Here is an 18,228-nt window from a genome sequence, read left to right on the forward strand (position 1 = left end):
GCGGATCATTTGATCAACTCATGCGGATGAATCGAACAACTCATGCGCATCACTTTATAACATCAATAATTGGAGTTTAACCTTTCTTTTTATAAGAACTTACCATAGTAGAAAGTTCTTTTTTAAACATTATAGAAAATTATAAACTTCTCATTAGGAAAATTGTTAACTTTGCACTCGCAAAAGCAATTACACTAATGAACTCATTAAATTTTTCAACGGTAATAACAAAAGCTATCGACGATCTTTCCGAAAAGAAAAGCTACTCTAAGTTATTCCATCTGCATCAGGAAGGCAGTCCGTTGCCATCAGGTGACGCTCTGAAAAATATCGTTGACTTAGCTCGTTCGGTTCTTTTTCCCGGATATTTCGGAAACTCATCAACTAACAGCCAAACAGTAAAGTATTATATCGGCGTGAATGTCGAGCATCTGTTCGATTTACTCACCGGACAAATTCTTGCAGGTCTTTGTTTCGGAAGTGATGAGCATTGCGAGAGCTGCAACGATATGTTGAGGGATAAGGCAGCTACCATAGCAGCCAAATTCATCAGTTTATTACCCCAACTACGAGCTACTTTAGCTACGGATGTGGAAGCAGCCTTTAACGGTGATCCGGCAGCCCATTCGTATGGAGAGGTTATCAGTTGTTACCCTGCAATTCGGGCTATCAGTAACTACCGCATCGCCCATCAATTGCTCGTTTTAGGCGTTCCGCTGATTCCTCGTATCATTACAGAGCTGGCTCACAGTGAGACCGGCATCGACATTCACCCCGGAGCACAGATAGGTAACTATTTCACTATTGACCACGGAACAGGTGTAGTGATTGGCGAGACCACTGTCATCGGAAACAATGTAAAGTTGTATCAGGGTGTTACGCTCGGAGCCAAGAGCTTTCCACTCGATGAAAACGGCAAGCCTATCAAAGGGATTCCCCGTCACCCCATATTGGAGAATAATGTCATCGTCTATTCCAACGCTACTATATTAGGACGTATCACCATAGGACATGACGCCACCATTGGCGGCAACATTTGGGTTACGGAAAATGTTCCCGCAGGAACAAGAATAGTTCAAACAAAAGCAAAGAAATAATAGTTTATGTTTACAAATCAGTTAGCCGAAGAGCTACTCAACCTTATACATTCTTTATTGTTAGGAATCGGTTGCACAGAGAAGATAGCCGGTAAGTTGGATGGTATCCTATTTCTGATCATCATCGTCATCATAGCCTTTGCTCTCTCCCGACTTATCTACCATATCAGCATTCATTTCGTCAAGCGGATTCTGAAACACAAGCACATTCCATTACTTGAGACCATGATAAAAGACCATACGCTGAACAAAATAGCATACGTTCTACCTCCTATCATGATTTCTGCTCTTTTGCAAGTAGTATTCGATCAGAAGTCGAGTTGGTACACTGTTACCTCCAAGATAACATGGTTATACTTTTTCATTGCTCTGCTCTTAGCATTCAACGCGGTATTCAAAGCTATCAGTGAAACTACAATGGAGAAACAACAAGTTGGCAAGGGACGTCCTATGAGAGGACTCATTCAAGTGGTGCAGACTATCGTTTCTCTGATGATTATCATTTCCATCATCGCTCTGCTCATCAATCAATCACCTATGGCTATCTACGCTGGCTTAGGAGGAGCAGCTGCCGTACTGATGTTGATATTTAAAGATTCTATTTTGGGATTTGTGGCAGGTATCCAACTGAGTCAAAACGATATGGTGCGCATCGGTGATTGGATAGTAGTTCCAAGTGCTGACGCTGATGGTATCGTCATTGATGTCACACTGAATACGGTGAAGATTCAAAACTGGGATAACACCATTGTCACCTTGCCTCCTTATAATCTAATTGCCAACTCTTTTAAAAACTGGAAAGGCATGCAGAACTCCGATGGAAGACGAATTAATAAAGACATTTATTTAAAACTGGCAAGTGTCAAGCCCTGCACTCCGGAGTTCTTAGAAAAGATGAAAGGCTTCGACCCCGACTTGGCACATTTCATCACTGTAAAACAGCAACAGGCTTTGGAAGGTGAAACTGCAAATACAGAGAACCCTGCCGGCTTGGTAAACGGAACCATTGAAACAAATGCCGGTTTACTCCGTGCCTACATGGAACTTTACCTGCGTAAACATCCTTCTATAAATAAGGATATGACAATTATGGTACGTAGCCTTACTCCTACTGCCAGCGGTGTGCCTATGCAGCTTTATTGTTTCTCGAAAAATAAAAAATGGGAAAGTTACGAAAGTATCTGTGCCGAAATAGTGGAACATTTCGTCTCTGTTATGCCATACTTCGAGATTGAGCCGTTCCAGAAAATGATAAGTCTGTAATGTCAGATAATTAGCTTTTATCATTCTTCTTCTCTTCCTTTTATAATGCGCTAACATTAAGCCTTTTATACCTGACATTTAAAATACAGTTAAAAAAAAGCATAAAAGGTTTGCAGAATTAGAAAAGTGAACTTATCTTTGCACCGCATTTGTGAGAAGACACGGTGCTTAAACTACGGAAGGAAGTTTGGGTGAGTGGCTGAAACCAGCAGTTTGCTAAACTGCCGTACGGGTAACCGTACCGGGGGTTCGAATCCCCCAGCTTCCGCAAAGAGAATAAATCATTTGGCGCATTCGTCTAGTGGTCAGGACACGGCTCTCTCAAGGCTGAAACCCGGGTTCAACTCCCGGTTGCGCTACAAAAAACGCAGCTAAGTGAAATTAGTTGCGTTTTTTTATCAAAGAATTAATAAAGTATCACTGTTACCTCTCTCGGGCCGTGAGCACCAAAAACCATAGCTTGTTCTATGTCTGCTGTTTTCGACGGTCCAGACATAAACAGTCCGAATCCATAATCTCCGGTATCAATCAATTTATAGCCCTCGTGCATATTGTTCACCAGCTTTGTCTTATCCAACAGAATAATTAATCGTTCAGAGATGAAGTAAACAGCACGCTCTTTCATATCCTGCTTCAACCAGACGGCAGCAGTCTCAGCAACGCCAACAGTTCCCTTGACAACAGCAAGATCGGTTCCATCAAGCTCGGCCGGACCGGAAACATCATCCGGATTAAATGTTGCGCATGTGATTTCCGACAAATTAGAAGCTATCCGCCTCAAGTCGGGATACATATCCCTAATAACCTTATTCACATCCTCACCCTCTTTCAACACAACGGTGTTGCCACCTGTCGTCTTCATCACCTCAATGAATTTAGCTACCTTATCATCAAACTTCACAGCAATGCTCTCCACCTCATTCAAATCCGGCTTCTCGTACTGTACATGAATGGCACGACGGACATTCTGTAATATATCTTCTCTGCTGCTCATTATTTCACCTTTCCTTTCTTCCATAATGCGTTAAAACTATCCTTGGCAAAATCAGGGAAGGCTCTGCCCTTTCCCCACTCCATTCCAAAAGATTTCAGTACAGGCATTCCCATAGGAGCTAACGCCATCGCAGTATTAAACAGTGCAGGATTATTCATCAGGAAGCCCATTCCCTTACTCATTACCTTCTTTTCTGTATTCGCTACACCATATTTACCCAAGTCCTGACGCCACATATAGATTTGCTCGGCCAAGTCGATCTTTGCCGGACATACATTCGAACAAGAATAACAGAGTGAACAAGCCGATACATTATCGTAATAATGCAACGGAGCTTTCAGCATTCCTAAATTAATACCGATAGGTCCGGGAATAAAATACGTATATGAGTACCCACCGCTTCGTCGATAAACAGGGCAAGTATTCATACATGCTCCGCAACGTAAGCAGTTCAACGTTTTACGATGCTGCTCATTAGCTAAAATCTTACTCCGCCCGTTATCAACGATGATAATATGAAGCTCACCACCCTCACGCGGTTTTTGATAATGCGATGTATACGAAGTAATAGGCTGGCTGGTAGCTGAACGAGCTAACAGACGGGTAAAGACTCCCAACGATTCCCTATCGGGGACTATTTTCTCCATACCAAAAGCCGCAATCTGAATCTTAGGCTGTGAAGTTCCCATATCTGCATTGCCCTCGTTGGTACAGACAACCACCTCTCCTGTACTTGCCACGGCAAAATTACCACCTGTCATAGCAGCGTCGGCATGAATAAAGCGCTGGCGTAGATTCTTACGTGCCGCATAAGTCAGATAAGTAGGATCAGAGTTTCCGGGTTCCGTACCCATCTCTTTTTCGAAAAGTTTGCCAACCTCTTCACGTTTAAGATGGATAGCCGGCATCACAATATGCGACGGCTTCAGATTCATCAACTGAAGAATACGTTCACCCAAGTCGGTCTCTACTACCTCAATGCCTTTCGACTCAAGGTACGGATTCAGTTCACACTCCTCCGAGAGCATGGATTTACTCTTCACAAAACGTTTCACATGATGCTGTTCCAAAATGCCATATATAATTTCACGGTACTCATCGGCATCCTTAGCCCAATACACCTTAGCCCCATTTTCCATGGCATGCTTTTCAAACTCCTGCAATAACGTGTCAAGGTGGCTATTGCTGTACATCTTCAATGCTGACGCGGCATCGCGAAGTTGTTCCCACTCGGGAATAGCCTTGCTCAACTTATCTCGTTTGGCACGAACAAGCCATAAAGTCTCATCGTTCCAAGCTGCTTGTTTCTGATTCTTCAGGAACTGAGCAGCACTTTTTGAATGTTTCGTACTCATAATCCCGCAGCTAATATTTCAACTATATGAATCGTCTTAAGAGGGAGCTTCTCAGAAGCGATGATACCATTTTGACTCATCAGGCATGAACTGTCAGCTCCTGTAATGTATTCTGCTCCCGTAGCCAAATGGCGTTGCACCTTATCATGTGCCATCTGTACAGATACGGCTTTCTCCTCAATTGAGAACATTCCACCAAAACCACAACATTCGTCAGGGCGTTCAGGTTCTGCCACTTCACACCCTTCCACCATAGTCAGTAAATCGCGCATCTTATTAAAATAAGGTACATTTTGCTCACTACATGAAGAAAGATGAAGTAAACGAACCCCGTGACAACTATTCTGTAATGATACTTTATGCGGAAACTTCGCTTTCAGGTGAGTTGGCTTGACCACATCGTGAATAAATTCACAAATCTCATAAATCTTACCTTCTGAAACACACTGATGATTCGGCTGTATTCTGAGTCGTCCGTAATTGTCGCGGACGAAAACCACACAACTTGCTGACGGCCCAACAATATAATCGTAATCCTTGAATTTCTCATCAAATCGTTTCGCCAGGCTCACAGCCTCATTCTCGAAACCCGCATTACCCATAGGCTGTCCACAACAAGTCTGGTCTTCAGGATAATCCACATCCACACCTAAGCTCTTCAGCAATTTATAGGATGCAATACCCACTTGTGGAAACACTGCGTTTATGTAACACGGAATAAATAGTCCAACTCTCATAGATAGTATAATAATTTCGTAAACCTTCCACAAATATAAATAAAGATACGAAAAGATGAACATATTTTATAAAAAAAGTACTCCCCACGAATCACTTCGTAGGGAGTATTCTACTAATAACTAACTTTTGTGGTTTACGTAAATATCTATATGACTAACTTACACTTGCAAAGATAATGGCTTCCCGTTCCCTGCGCAATACCAACTTCTTGGTATTTTATCTACAAAAAAGGCATCCCCTTTTATAGGTATGCCTTACAATTTCACTTCACTCACATCAACCAATTTATTCACAATCGCATAGATTGTGAGACCGGCTGCCGAATGTATTTGTAATTTCCTCGCTATATTCCTTCGGTGAGTGATAACAGTATGTATAGAAAGGAACAACTTGTCTGCTATCTCCTTATTCGTCATTCCTCGAACAATGCAACAAATAACTTCTTTCTCTCGTTGAGTAAGTGTCTCTTGATCAGAATCTCCATTGTTCAAGCTCAACATTTTCTCCAGTGTTTCCTGAATATCATCCAAAGAATCAAAGAGTCCGATATTGGCATCATAGCCTTTCATCATCGACGTACTGGCCACCGTACACTGCAAGGAAACAATTTTCATGTCCATCTGCGGGTACTGTTCTCTGAACTGCTCTACATCAAATATTCTCTCAAACAAAGGATCAACAATAAGCACATCGGGCTGATGTCCTTCCATCAGGCTCTCCAATCCGTTCAATGAAGTAATTTCCACAGGAGCAATCTGCATCTTAGGCATTCGTTTCAACACAGCTATCACACCCGTTCTTACTATTGGAGAAAGCTCAGCCACAGCTACATTAATACTTCCCGACTTATTCATTTTTCCCCCTCCTCTAATCGACGGACTATAGGAACAAATAAATAATCTTCTATTTCACAATGCGAAATCAAATCATCCTCACAACAGAAGATGTCAAAAAGTACCGAATTCAACAAGTTATTGTTAACATTGGCAGGATAATACTTGATGATAATGTTCTTCAACTCTTTAAGTTTCTGTTCCACCTGATCGTGCCGACGTGCATATTGAGTAATATGAAATCCATCAGAACGCTCTCCAGCAAGCAGCTTTTCTACATATCTGAACACATGCTTATCTTCATAGTCCATGTGCTTACGAACTTCCTCGGTATACGAATCAAAATACTTCATTATCAGTACAGCTACTTTATCGCCTGCAGCCGGCTGAATAGCTTCATTCAACTTACATCTGATGCTGGGAAGCTGAAATTCCAAAAAATAATGATGAGCTTGCTTCAGATAATTCATTAATGACACGACTGAAAGTCCCTCAAAATCATCAGCAACTCTGCTATTCTCCTCTGAGATAAAGTTGACTACCGCAAGAAAAGTATTCCAGTCCACATGAAAGGAATCACACACTTCCTGAACCGTTTGGTCTCCAAAACCTAATGGCAATTCAAAACGACTGAGCACTTGTAATGAGTTGTAGTTGCCACAAATCAAATCACTCATTTTGTCGGTAGGTTTGTACTTGCCTCTATTGTATATCATTTTTTCTAACATAGTTTCTCCTTTACAAAATTATCTGTTGATAAAGAAATACGCAATCACCTTTTATAGGTATTTAGCATAAACTCTTTTTCTAAAGCATTGACCGGTAAATGCAATATTACAAATAATTCTTGAAAAACGCATGCTTTTATAGGAAGAAAGTATATTTTAAACAGTGATTTCATCTTTTTATCAGATGCCTTGAATCGATCATCGGGAGAATAAAAAAAGTGATACGTATGAACCAACCAACTCATACGGACGAGTCACTCAACTCATACGCATCATTCGATCAACTCATACGTATCATTTCACAAAAACTTCTGATGAAAAAGGAAACTCATGCGTATCACTTTGAGTATCCACACAGAGCACTTTATTTATTCATCCCCTAAGAACATAGGGTCCCACGCAGGAAGCATAATCGGTTGCTGTTTCAGTATATCCCGAATCTTCTGAGATACATATTTTTTCTCCGCCACCAAACGGAACATATACTCGTTGAACCATTCATCGGTCATAATAAGGTGTCCGTTATGGCCGTAATCAGCTCCCCAGCTGTTTTCAACCATCCATTTCTTAGGGGTTCCATTGGCATCCAAATCGACAGCCATTAAAGTCATGGCATGACTGCTCATGCTGGCATAAGTCTGAATACGCTCTTTCTTATTCATATTGAAAGTTGTCCCCATCAAATCGTCATAATCAAAGTTCTTCACATCCAGCAATCCTCTTTTGCGATCCAAATACTTACCTACATCGCAAGAGAAATACATCATAGTACTATCCTTGATTGAAGCAATAGCAACCTCTTTAATATCCTCGATAGGAAGGTTGACATATCTCCAGTTGTCACCATCGTAAACATGACGGTCGTATTCTATTTCATAACATTTATAATACTCACGGCTCGGGTCATTCATCAGCATGATATAATCGTTCTTCAAATCGTTACCCAAGTATTCCTTATAAAACGACTGTGGAGTATATTCCTTAGCAGGCCCTTTATTCAGACTCCAAGTAAACTTCTCTACCGGCTGTCCTAACATGATACAGAGCATACGATAAACAGTTCCTAACATCTCGGTTTTCTGTTTCTGAATATCCGCTTTATCGGTCGTCTTCTTTGCTATTGCTTCACGCAATCGCAACGCGTCTTCCTTCAGTTTCAGGCTGATAAGGCTACGCATCTTACCGGTATTATCGCTGTTATATGTTTCCGGCATGACGTCTTTGGGAACTATACCGTATTTTTCTATCAAATCGGAAACACCAGTAAACTGCCCTCCATCACTCAACGGATGCTGAAACAACCAGTCGACCGTCTTATCTGACATAGGTTTGTCGGCCGTATCAATAATACCCTGAAGGAAGAGATTTGCCTTCTCCAGCTGATCGTAGAAGAATACGTAGTTCTGCGAGAACTCCATCTTGTCCAAATGATACTCATTTATCATTTGTGCACGAAGCACATTTAATCCGGTAAACAACCAGCAACGTCCTGAACTTTGCTGATTGGTAATTCCCTTTGAAAGTACCTTATCCGAGAAATGAGTATCAAAATTAGCTTGATTGGCCTGATTTACCGCCAACTGATCAATACTGTTGTTTCCCAACGCATTACGAATCGCTCTCGTCTCAGGTGTCGACTGATAACTCTGCTTTATTTGGTTCATCATATTCACAGATATACCGCCATTGTTCTGTGCAACGGTTGTCATAGCAGCCAGCAGCATGCATACAAAGAAGATGTGTTTTTTCATATCTATCATTATTTTATTCTGAGACAAATGTACAACTTTTTTCTATAAAAGCATTACATTTGCGTTTAAAATACATACCGATATGATTGGAACGATAGTTAACACCTGTACTATCATTATAGGCAGCATAGCAGGAAGCGTACTTCACCGAGGCATAAAAGAGAGATATAAAGATGTACTTTATACCGGTTTGGGGTTAGCCAGTCTTGGCATCGGCTTCAATGCAGTCATTAGTAATTTCCCTAAGAGTCAATATCCCGTACTGTTCATTGTCTCTATCGCTTTAGGAGGCGTTATCGGTACGGCACTCGATATTGACGGGCGTTTCAACCGGCTCATAAGCAGTCACTCCAAGCGTGCGGACAGCAACGATTTAGCTTCGGGACTTTCCCTTGCCATCCTGCTCTACTGTATTGGACCGCTATCCATGCTGGGGCCGGTTATCAGTGCATTGAAAGGCGATAATACATTCCTCTTTACCAATGCCACACTCGATCTTGTCAGCTCCATGGTCTTTGCTTCCACCTACGGATTCGGAGTGATTCTTGCCGCTCCTGTCCTCTTCTGTTGGCAGGGACTATTCTATCTTGTTGCCAAGATATCGAGTAATGCCGTAAGTGACGAACTCATGGCAGAGCTTCTCATCGTAGGCGGATTGCTCATCGCCGGCTCCGGATTCGCCTTACTGAAACTGAAAGATTGCAAGACACTGAACATGCTTCCGGGGTTACTGATTCCTGTTCTCTGGTTCTTCGTAAAGTATCTGTACTCATTGATTTAAAAGTATATGAAATAAAAATCCGCCATTCTACTTGCATAGAACGACGGACCCTCTTTTTTTATCTAACAATCACAGACTCTCTTCAAAATCTTTTCTGAACTTGGTAACCAACTCTTCTTGCCAATGACCAATCTCTTTCAAACGCCCATAGAAGAAACGGAGCACAGGCGGTTCCATTACCCATTTCAGACCACCTATCAACTCTCTGTTATCCCACAACCATTTAACCCGGTCGGCACAATACTTAATCTGACTTAATGTAAATACTCGTCTCGGAACACCTAAGCGCAATAATTCCAATTCTGCATAACGTTCTGTTCCATCCGGTTCACGCTGCTCAGAAAGAGTTCCTCGCTCCATACCACGAATACCTCCGGCAATGTACATCGCTACAGCTACGGCAGCAGCAGGATACTGATTATGTGGCATATCAGGAACAAAAGCCTGTGCGTTCAGATGCGCTCCCAAACCTCCTGAAGGAGTAATGACAGGCACACCGTAATCAACCAGTTCCTTAACCAGATACTCTATAAACTCCGGTCCCTGACTGAGGTATTCCATATCGAGCGATTCGTAAAGCCCTTGAGCCATTGCCTCAATAGAACGAACATCCATACCGCCATAGGTAAGAAATCCTTCGTAAAGAGGTACATATTCCATCATTTTCTCATGTAATTGCTTATTATGTGTGATAATAGCTCCACCACGCGCAAAGCCCATTTTACGACCTGAGAAGTAAATAATATCCATCTTGTCGGCCAACAGATGATAGATTTCACGTGTCTCCATATACTTACATTGAGCCTCCCGCTTCTTCATAAAGTAAACATTGTCTTGAAGCAAAGACGCGTCGAGCACAGAAGGCACATGATACTGATGACATACATCGGCAACAGCCAACATATTCTCCAAGCTGACCGGCTGACCTCCAATCAGATTGGTTCCTGCCTCAATACGAACAAAGGCAACTTTATCGGCACCTTTCTCCTCAATAGTTGCTTTCAATTTCTCCAAATCAAAGTTGCCCTTAAACGGAATATTATTCTGTGGTTCAATACCTTCCGGCTTAACCAATTCAATAACCGATCCACCCAAACGAGTGATGTGAGCTTTGGTTGTTGTGAAATGGAAATTCATCAGCGCATACATCCCCGATTTTACAAAAGCCTCGCTCAAGATATTCTCACACGCACGTCCCTGATGAGCCGGAAGTACGTACTCACATCCGAATACATCCTTTACCGCCTTAGTGAAACGATAAAACGACTCGGAACCGGCATACGCGTCATCGGCACGCATCATAGCGGCAGTCTGCAAGTCGGACATGGCATTGACGCCCGAATCGGTCAGCATATCCATATATATATCCTTGTTATGAAGCAAGAAAGTATTGTTTCCTGCTGCCTGAGCACAACGCAAACGTTCTTCCACAGGAAGCAAACTGAGTTTCTGTATTACACGCACTTTGTGCATCTCCAGTGGTACCTGATTCTCGGGACGATAAAATTTAACAGCCATAATTCTTTATTTTATAATTCAACAGATTGTTTTTAACCTTAAATTTCATAAACAGCAACGAAATTAGATGTTTCCTTACTCTTTTCTCGTAACATATTTACGGATACTTAGACCAATTTCAATGAATTATAATATACAGACCGATTTTAAAGACCATTATTACCGAAATATTATACAAATTCAGCTATCTTTGAAATCAAAACAAGATTACCAAAACAAAATATATGAAGGTTGTTTCAACCATAGATCAATTTAATGCCTACTTTCATCAGGCTACCGCACACCAAATGGTGGCAGTAGGAGAATTGTCGCGTGCAGAATTGTCACTCTATGATTCGATTCGTTTTGATATGTATTGTGTCGTACTTATGGATGTTGACTTTGGAGAGTTGGTAAAAGCATGGACAGCTATTCGTTATAATGCCGGAACCATATTCTGGATCCGTCCGGGGCAGGTTATATCCATGAATCTAAATTACACCGTGAAACCGCAAGGTTGGATGTTAGCGTTTAAAAAGGAATTGTTAGAGCGTACGGGGCTGGGGCGTGACTTTTATATGTTTGACTTCTTCAATCATGATGTGAACGATGCTCTGGCTCTTTCACCATCAGAACGAGGTATCATTATCAACGGTTTTGTGAATATTCAGGCTGAACTACTCACTAATCGCGATTACCTATCCGACCACATGCTCCGACTGGGCATAGGCGTTCTCCTCTCATACTGCAAACGATTCTTTGAACGTCAGTTTGAAAAACAAAAAGAGCATACGAAAAACATTAAAGGACAACTTGATACGCTGATCGACAACTATCTTTCCAGCGGTTCATCCGCTCAATTGGGACAGCCTACCGTAGCTTGGTGTGCAGATCATTTCAATCTTTCACCCAACTACTTTGGTAATTTAGTCAAACACGAGCTTCATATCACTGCACAAGAGTATATCCAACAAAAAATTATTACGGCAGCATGTCATCTATTGGCTGACACCACCATGACTGTGGGAGAAATAGCAGAAGAGCTTGGATTTGCCTACTCCACACACTTCGCCCGTATGTTCCGCAACAAGACAGGACAATCACCACAGGAATTCAGGAAACACCATTAGCCGACTTGTATCTTAGATATTATTGCATTGCACGAATACGGACTTCAGTCCCACTGTTTTCCAATCGGGTTTGAATAGGATTCACGTCTGTTTGACCAAAATGATAAGGATATAGCACTTTCGGACTAAACATTTCAGCTGCATGAACAGCTTGATCGACAGTCATGGTATACGGTTGATTCATCGGTAGGAATGCCACATCAATATTCTTCAGATGGCTCATTTCCGGAATATCTTCTGTATCGCCTGCTATGTAAATACGTACTCCATCAATGGTCAGTACGTACCCATTACCTACCCCTTTCGGATGGAACTGCAAATGGTCGGGCGTAGTATTATAGGCAGGAACCACATCCAGCATAATAACGTCATTAATCTTCCGTCTATCCCCATTTTTCAACACTTCTCCCTCTTTCAACTCATCAAAACAACGCTGAGTAAGGTAAAGTACCGTCCCCTCCTTCATGAGTGTGTGAATGGTATTCGAATCAAAGTGGTCGCGATGCTCATGTGTAATAAGAATTACATCCGCCTTGGGAAATTTCGTATAGTCCGTTTTCTTTCCATAATCAGCCACAGGGTCCACATGAATCTCCATTCCATCATAGTTCAAAGCCAGTGTACCATGCTTTATTAAAGTAATATCCACCGTCTTACCACTGTTCGTTGTAAACGACTCCACATCATACTCCTGAGCCATACAGACCGAAGTAACTCCTACCAATGCCATAGTTAAAATAATTCCCTTGAACATAACTTTTCTGTTTTTCATTCTTCACAAAAATAAAAAAATATCTTCACTATTAAAATACATAATGAAGTTTTTTAAAGTGATTTTGATAAAATAACAGAGAGGTCACGCAGAAACGTACGAAGGTAGAAATACGTCCTTATAGGATGTTTAAATGGTGTTTTTCCCTTTTTGTTTAGTTCATTAACAGTGTCATAAAGAGATGAAGGAAATATCATACAGATGAATCGGGCAACTCATACGGATGAGTTGAGCAAATGATACGCATGAACCGAGCAACTCATGCGCGTCACTTTTGCAACTCATACGTATCATTTTATAAATACTTTTGATGAACACGGAAACTCATGCTATTCTCTTTTCACATTCCCATGTATCGAATCAGCACAATAATAACCATCAACACCTCTGAGATTCGGTTCACACGAACCGCTATACGCATATCGTCCGTTGTCAGCTCCCGTTCATGCTCTCCGATGTAAGGCTTTGAAAAGTACTCTCCGAAGTAATAATGAGGTCCGCCGAAACGACAATTCAAAATGCCTGCCAAAGCAGATTCGGGATAACCACTGTTAGGACTGGCATGCTTCCATCCGTACTTCATCACAAACTTAAGATGTTGAACGATATGAGCATTACTCGGATAGATAATACCGTTTCCCAATACCATAAGAAATGCCGTGATACGAGCAGGAATATAATTGACCACATCATCCATACGGGCGGCTACACAACCAAAATCAATATAACGTTCGGTATGATAACCTATCATGGAGTCAAGCGTATTCACCATTTTATATGCCATCATGCCCGGAACACCTAATAACAGATACCAAAACATTGGAGCAATGACTCCATCACTCAGATTTTCGGATAAGGTTTCCAGAGCTGCCGCACGCACTTCCTGCGCTGATAATTGAGAAGTATCACGACCAACAATACGAGCCACCTGAGTACGACCGGCATCCAACGAACGGTCGAGAGCAAAGAACACTTCACGCACTTCACGAATCAAAGTTGTTCCCGCCAGACAACTGAAAATAAAATAGATGGAAAAAAACAGATAAACGAAATAACTCACAGAGAGATAGCCATGATTTTCTATAGCTATGCCACAGAAATGAAAAAAGAGTCTTGTAGCCAGATAAACGAACAACACAAGCGCAACTGCCACCAGTGCTCCTTTCCGCTTTCGGTGAGAACCTTTATTAAATCTACACTCCCCATAAGAGATAAGTTTGCCAAAATACACTACCGGATGTGGCATACAGGCAGGATCGCCCAACAACAAGTCGAGCATCCAAGCAATGAAAAACGGAATAACAATATATAGTAAGGTAGGTATCATAGCTGGCTCATGTATGATTTGATTCCATCAACAAGTACGTCATTTTCCTCGGGTAACTGGGTTGCTACACGAATATAATGAGAATTCAGACCAACAAAGTTGGACGCATCGCGTATCAGTACGCCAAAATGGTTTACTAAATACTCTTTCAAGTCCTTTGAATGACCCTTTTTCAACTTTATCAGGAAGAAATTCGTTTCCGTATCGAGAGCCTCTGCCCCATCTATCTTATTGATTTCTGTACGCAGACGCCGTGTCTCAGAGAGATATTCATCCAAATCAGGGAAATTAGGGATGTCATGTTCCAGCAGATATTTTCCGGCTTCAATAGCCAAGGCATTCACCGACCAAGCCGGATGCATAGCACGAAAAGCATCAATCATCAGCTTATCGGCAACAATATATCCCAGACGCAGCCCCGGGATGCAATAACGCTTAGTCATAGAGTAAAGCAGAATACAGTTCTTCATCTTCACCATTTGCCTCGGATTAAGTACTCTCTGCTTAGTATAATGGCTATACGACTGATCAACGATAAAATAGGTATCTTCTCCGGAACGGATAAAGGTCGTCAATTCCTCAACCTCTCTCACCTCACCGGTTGGGTTATTCGGGTTACACATCCAATACACATTCCCTGCGTCGTGGGAAGAATAAGGTAATGTACGAACCGCTTCCTCGTACTCGCTGAATGTAGGATTTGCAAACGAATGATGATATCGAGCAAAGTAATGAGCTATAAGATAGATAGCCTCAGTAGCTCCATTAGTAATCAACACATTACCCTGATCTACACCTATATTTTCAGCAATCATCTGCTCTAAGGCGTATGATTCAGGTTCGGGATAGTTCGCTATCACATCCATTTGTTTACAGAGATACTGTTTCAGTCCGGAGAGATCAGCATGACTGAAGATATTCGAGCTGAAGTTATACTTCACTTTCCCTTGATACTTGTATAAATCATCACCATGTCCGTTAAACATGTCCTCGAAGTATTTTATAAATTAATTTCATATTTACATGACTCCTGACATGATCGGCCAGCTTATCATATTGTTCTTCCTTGAATGTATGATAATCGAATGGCTTTCCTGCCTCTTTCATTTTATCAGCAAACGGACTAAGTAGAAAGTCGATAAACTCCGGATTATCGAGAATACCGTGAATATAAGTTCCCATGCACTTATTATCAATGAACCAGCCATCGGTATGACCATCATCAAACTTATTCAGTGGAGAAAATCTGACATCACCAAAAGGAGTAGTACGCCCCATGTGAATCTCATAACCTTCTAAATTATACTCCTGTGTTTCAGAGCAGACAGAACGGAACTTCACCTGACGTGTCACCTTATCACCCTCCATACGAGTAGTAGTAGGAAGCAGTCCCAAACCGGGCAACCGTTCTATATCTCCTTCCACATGTTCCGGATCAAGCACCTCCTGCCCCATCAGTTGGAACCCGCCACAGATGCCCATCACCGAAGCGCCTTCGCGATGAGCACGAACAACAGCCTGAGCCACTCCGTTACGACGCAGCTCATACAAATCGGCAATGGTACTTTTACTGCCCGGAAGAATGATGATATCCGCTTTCAATATATCGTCAACATTATTGGTATAGAACAGATGTACACGTGGATCACGCTCTAATACATTAAAATCGGTAAAGTTGCTGAGATGTCGTAACAGAACGACAGCCACATTTACCTTACCACGTTCGGATTGCATGGATTTGGAAGCCAAGTCAACACTATCTTCTTCTTCGATATAAATATCATTATAATAAGGTATAACTCCCAGTACCGGAATATGACAAAGGTCTTCAAGCATTTTAGCCCCCGACTTAAACAGACGAAGGTCTCCCCGAAATTTATTGATGATAATACCCTTAATATGATTCCGCTCTGTCGGACTGAGTAATGCAATGGATCCATACACACTGCCAAATACCCCTCCACGATCGATATCACCAACCAGAATAACATCTGCTCCGGCATATAATGCCATAGGCAGATTCACCAAATCGGAATCACGAAGATTAATCTCAGAGATACTCCCTGCTCCTTCCATAACGATGGGATTATACTTTAAATTGAGTCGATCGAAAGCTGCATGAACTTCCTTCCTCAAAGCCTCACGTCCATTCTTACGGAAATAATCGTATGCACCACAGTTACCCAAAGGCCTACCATTCAGTACCACTTGCGAAGTATGATCGGAATTAGGTTTCAACAATACAGGGTTCATATCGGTACTGCAAGGGATTCCTGCGGCCTCGGCCTGAACAGCCTGAGCCCTCCCTATTTCCAATCCATCCGGTGTAGCAAACGAATTAAGCGCCATATTCTGAGCCTTGAACGGAGCGGGATAATAACCGTCCTGCTTAAAGATTCGACAAAAGGCAGCAGCTATGATACTCTTACCTACATCACTGCCCGTTCCGGCAAACATAACAGGATGGAGTTTATATTTCTGTCCTATTTTAGATCTTTTACAACTAACATCCTTAACAGTGATACCATCACTACCCCAATACAAATGTGTATAACCGGCTAAAATATTATTCTCCTTGAAGAAAGGAGTAGAGACCTTCTTCCCCATAGCGTTATATACTTGAATATTTGATGTCGGTACTTCTCCCAGAAACTGTGTATAATGAAACTCATGTCCACGGAAAGCGTGATTATTATAATGCAGCATGCGATAACCCAACGAAAGTTTCCTGTTCTCTTTACGAGCTGTGACAGTATAAGGCAATGCTCCCACCATATCGAATTTACCGTCATCGGAAACAATCGACTCACAGAGATACATCATTCCACCACATTCTGCAAGAATACGCCCACCATTCTCTGCATACCGGCGAATAGACTCACGAGTACGCTTCGCTTTCTGTAAAGCCTTTAAATGCTTCTCAGGATAACCACCGGGCAAATAGAGCAAATCAATGTCGAAAGGAATACTTTCATCATCTTCAGGATTGAAAAAATTTATATCACAACCCAGATGAAATAATATGGCCAAATGTTCTTCATAAATGAACGAAAAAGACTCGTCATTTCTGGCAATCAAGACGCGATGAATCTTGCCTCCATCACCAAAAGGCCATTTAAATATCTCACATGGTTTTTTATAATCTCCAATGGAACAAGGAACTTCTCGAGTTGTCATCCGCAACAGTTTCTTCCAGTCAACAAAGTGCTCCAATTGGTCAATCAACAAATCAACAGATTGGTCTGCCTTACTAAAATCCAATCCCAAATAGCGTGATGATTGTTCTAACTCTGCATTCTTCGGGAGATAACCAAAACAAGTCAACTGCAAATCTTCACAAACTTGCTTTAACATATCAAAGTGATGTGAAGATCCTACCTTATTAAATATAACTCCGACAATCCGGACATCCTTATTAAAATTCTTAAATCCCGAAAGCAAGGGAGCCAGAGAGTAAGCAACCGATTTTGCGTCGACCACCATCACTACCGGCAAATCCAACGTCATTGCCACTTCTGCGCTGGAACCCTTAGAGCGATTATAACCATCGAACAACCCCATCATTCCCTCTACCACACAAACATCGGCATCCATAGAATAATAATTATAAATATCATGAAGATGCTCGGACGAAGCCATAAATGAGTCGAGATTCAACGATGGACGAACACAAACCGCTTTATGAAACTTAGTATCAATGTAATCAGGACCACACTTAAAAGGCTGGACATTCATACCATGACGAACGAATAATCCCATCAACCCACGAGCAATAGTAGTCTTTCCTGAACCTGACGTAGGGGCGGCAATAAGAAATTGAGGAATACATTCCATAATAACTTCTATTTGTCGGCAAAGATAGTGCAAATCACAAAGAGAAGCAAATGACAGATGATGTATTAACATGTCTTCTAATAGCGAAAATATCATATAAAAACGATTTTTCCCAGATTTACCTCAAA

The 18,228-nt window shown here is 41.7% G+C and carries 15 protein-coding genes and 2 tRNA genes; 6 read left to right on the forward strand and 11 right to left on the reverse strand.

Translation table 11 applies throughout. The features are described from left to right. The first annotated feature begins 197 nt into the window (after positions 1-197). The 4 genes from LO761_RS06265 (at position 198) to LO761_RS06280 (ending at position 2,719) form a co-directional block, all read left to right on the forward strand. Positions 198-1,097 (forward strand): serine O-acetyltransferase, encoded by a 900-nt coding sequence (locus LO761_RS06265; RefSeq protein ID WP_272817430.1) that lies wholly within the window; start codon positions 198-200, stop codon positions 1,095-1,097. Between the two features lie 6 nt (positions 1,098-1,103). Further along, entirely contained in the window at positions 1,104-2,360 is a 1,257-nt protein-coding gene (locus LO761_RS06270) for a mechanosensitive ion channel family protein (RefSeq protein WP_272817431.1), read from the forward strand. 181 nt (positions 2,361-2,541) lie between these two features. Further along, a tRNA-Ser gene (locus LO761_RS06275) sits at positions 2,542-2,628 on the forward strand. A 19-nt stretch (positions 2,629-2,647) separates the two neighbouring features. Continuing rightward, positions 2,648-2,719: transfer RNA gene (locus LO761_RS06280), tRNA-Glu, on the forward strand. 47 nt (positions 2,720-2,766) lie between these two features. Here the strand turns inward: LO761_RS06280 and LO761_RS06285 are convergent. The 6 genes from LO761_RS06285 to LO761_RS06310 form a co-directional block, all read right to left on the reverse strand. Next, entirely contained in the window at positions 2,767-3,354 is a 588-nt protein-coding gene (locus tag LO761_RS06285) for a LutC/YkgG family protein (protein ID WP_272817459.1), read from the reverse strand. Beyond that, a complete protein-coding gene (locus tag LO761_RS06290) occupies positions 3,354-4,709 on the reverse strand; it encodes a lactate utilization protein B (RefSeq protein WP_272817432.1) in 1,356 nt (451 codons plus the stop codon). Before LO761_RS06290 ends, LO761_RS06285 begins: the two co-directional genes overlap by 1 nt. Next, positions 4,706-5,446, reverse strand: coding sequence for a (Fe-S)-binding protein (locus LO761_RS06295; RefSeq protein ID WP_272817433.1), 741 nt, complete (start codon positions 5,444-5,446; stop codon positions 4,706-4,708). The genes LO761_RS06290 and LO761_RS06295 overlap by 4 nt, the downstream gene beginning before the upstream one ends. A gap of 255 nt (positions 5,447-5,701) precedes the next feature. Beyond that, positions 5,702-6,301, reverse strand: a complete 600-nt coding sequence (locus LO761_RS06300) for a response regulator transcription factor (RefSeq protein ID WP_272817434.1) — start codon at positions 6,299-6,301, stop codon at positions 5,702-5,704. Next, positions 6,298-6,993, reverse strand: coding sequence for a hemerythrin domain-containing protein (locus LO761_RS06305; protein WP_272817460.1), 696 nt, complete (start codon positions 6,991-6,993; stop codon positions 6,298-6,300). Before LO761_RS06305 ends, LO761_RS06300 begins: the two co-directional genes overlap by 4 nt. Positions 6,994-7,376: 383 nt before the next feature. After that, a complete protein-coding gene (locus tag LO761_RS06310; protein WP_272817435.1) occupies positions 7,377-8,759 on the reverse strand; it encodes a C1 family peptidase in 1,383 nt (460 codons plus the stop codon). Positions 8,760-8,841: 82 nt separating this feature from the next. Between LO761_RS06310 and LO761_RS06315 the strand changes: the two genes are divergently transcribed. Then, on the forward strand, positions 8,842-9,540 hold the full coding sequence (locus LO761_RS06315) for a DUF554 domain-containing protein (RefSeq protein ID WP_272817436.1): 699 nt from the start codon (positions 8,842-8,844) through the stop codon (positions 9,538-9,540). A gap of 69 nt (positions 9,541-9,609) precedes the next feature. On the opposite strand, the gene LO761_RS06320 is transcribed toward LO761_RS06315, so the two are convergent. Further along, positions 9,610-11,058, reverse strand: coding sequence for a tryptophanase (locus tag LO761_RS06320; RefSeq protein WP_272817437.1), 1,449 nt, complete (start codon positions 11,056-11,058; stop codon positions 9,610-9,612). A gap of 224 nt (positions 11,059-11,282) precedes the next feature. On the opposite strand from LO761_RS06320, the gene LO761_RS06325 reads away from it, so the two are divergent. Beyond that, on the forward strand, positions 11,283-12,167 hold the full coding sequence (locus LO761_RS06325; RefSeq protein ID WP_272817438.1) for a helix-turn-helix domain-containing protein: 885 nt from the start codon (positions 11,283-11,285) through the stop codon (positions 12,165-12,167). A 19-nt stretch (positions 12,168-12,186) separates the two neighbouring features. Here the strand turns inward: LO761_RS06325 and LO761_RS06330 are convergent, their stop codons facing one another. The 4 genes from LO761_RS06330 to LO761_RS12585 form a co-directional block, all read right to left on the reverse strand. Further along, positions 12,187-12,939 carry an MBL fold metallo-hydrolase gene (locus LO761_RS06330; protein WP_272817439.1) on the reverse strand — a complete coding sequence of 251 codons (753 nt, stop codon included), beginning with the start codon at positions 12,937-12,939 and terminating at the stop codon, positions 12,187-12,189. Positions 12,940-13,279: 340 nt separating this feature from the next. Continuing rightward, on the reverse strand, positions 13,280-14,266 hold the full coding sequence (gene cbiB, locus LO761_RS06335; RefSeq protein ID WP_272817440.1) for an adenosylcobinamide-phosphate synthase CbiB: 987 nt from the start codon (positions 14,264-14,266) through the stop codon (positions 13,280-13,282). Continuing rightward, on the reverse strand, positions 14,263-15,252 hold the full coding sequence (locus LO761_RS06340) for an aminotransferase class I/II-fold pyridoxal phosphate-dependent enzyme (protein WP_272817441.1): 990 nt from the start codon (positions 15,250-15,252) through the stop codon (positions 14,263-14,265). Before LO761_RS06340 ends, cbiB begins: the two co-directional genes overlap by 4 nt. Then, complete coding sequence (locus LO761_RS12585; protein ID WP_407951547.1) at positions 15,245-18,196, reverse strand: cobyric acid synthase; 2,952 nt, start codon at positions 18,194-18,196, stop codon at positions 15,245-15,247. The genes LO761_RS06340 and LO761_RS12585 overlap by 8 nt, the downstream gene beginning before the upstream one ends. Between the last annotated feature and the right edge of the window lie 32 nt (positions 18,197-18,228).

Source organism: Phocaeicola oris (assembly GCF_021295095.1).
GTDB lineage: Bacteria > Bacteroidota > Bacteroidia > Bacteroidales > Bacteroidaceae > Phocaeicola > Phocaeicola oris.

What these genes read in the sequence shown, in the direction of transcription:
- LO761_RS06265 (WP_272817430.1), top strand. Translation starts at nt 198, where the DNA reads ATGAACTCATTAAATTTTTCAACGGTAATAACAAAAGCTATCGACGAT.
- LO761_RS06270 (WP_272817431.1), top strand. Translation starts at nt 1,104, where the DNA reads ATGTTTACAAATCAGTTAGCCGAAGAGCTACTCAACCTTATACATTCT.
- LO761_RS06285 (WP_272817459.1), bottom strand. Translation starts at nt 3,354, where the DNA reads ATGAGCAGCAGAGAAGATATATTACAGAATGTCCGTCGTGCCATTCAT.
- LO761_RS06290 (WP_272817432.1), bottom strand. Translation starts at nt 4,709, where the DNA reads ATGAGTACGAAACATTCAAAAAGTGCTGCTCAGTTCCTGAAGAATCAG.
- LO761_RS06295 (WP_272817433.1), bottom strand. Translation starts at nt 5,446, where the DNA reads ATGAGAGTTGGACTATTTATTCCGTGTTACATAAACGCAGTGTTTCCA.
- LO761_RS06300 (WP_272817434.1), bottom strand. Translation starts at nt 6,301, where the DNA reads ATGAATAAGTCGGGAAGTATTAATGTAGCTGTGGCTGAGCTTTCTCCA.
- LO761_RS06310 (WP_272817435.1), bottom strand. Translation starts at nt 8,759, where the DNA reads ATGAAAAAACACATCTTCTTTGTATGCATGCTGCTGGCTGCTATGACA.
- LO761_RS06315 (WP_272817436.1), top strand. Translation starts at nt 8,842, where the DNA reads ATGATTGGAACGATAGTTAACACCTGTACTATCATTATAGGCAGCATA.
- LO761_RS06320 (WP_272817437.1), bottom strand. Translation starts at nt 11,058, where the DNA reads ATGGCTGTTAAATTTTATCGTCCCGAGAATCAGGTACCACTGGAGATG.
- LO761_RS06325 (WP_272817438.1), top strand. Translation starts at nt 11,283, where the DNA reads ATGAAGGTTGTTTCAACCATAGATCAATTTAATGCCTACTTTCATCAG.
- LO761_RS06330 (WP_272817439.1), bottom strand. Translation starts at nt 12,939, where the DNA reads ATGAAAAACAGAAAAGTTATGTTCAAGGGAATTATTTTAACTATGGCA.
- cbiB (WP_272817440.1), bottom strand. Translation starts at nt 14,266, where the DNA reads ATGATACCTACCTTACTATATATTGTTATTCCGTTTTTCATTGCTTGG.
- LO761_RS06340 (WP_272817441.1), bottom strand. Translation starts at nt 15,252, where the DNA reads ATGTTTAACGGACATGGTGATGATTTATACAAGTATCAAGGGAAAGTG.
- LO761_RS12585 (WP_407951547.1), bottom strand. Translation starts at nt 18,196, where the DNA reads ATGATATTTTCGCTATTAGAAGACATGTTAATACATCATCTGTCATTT.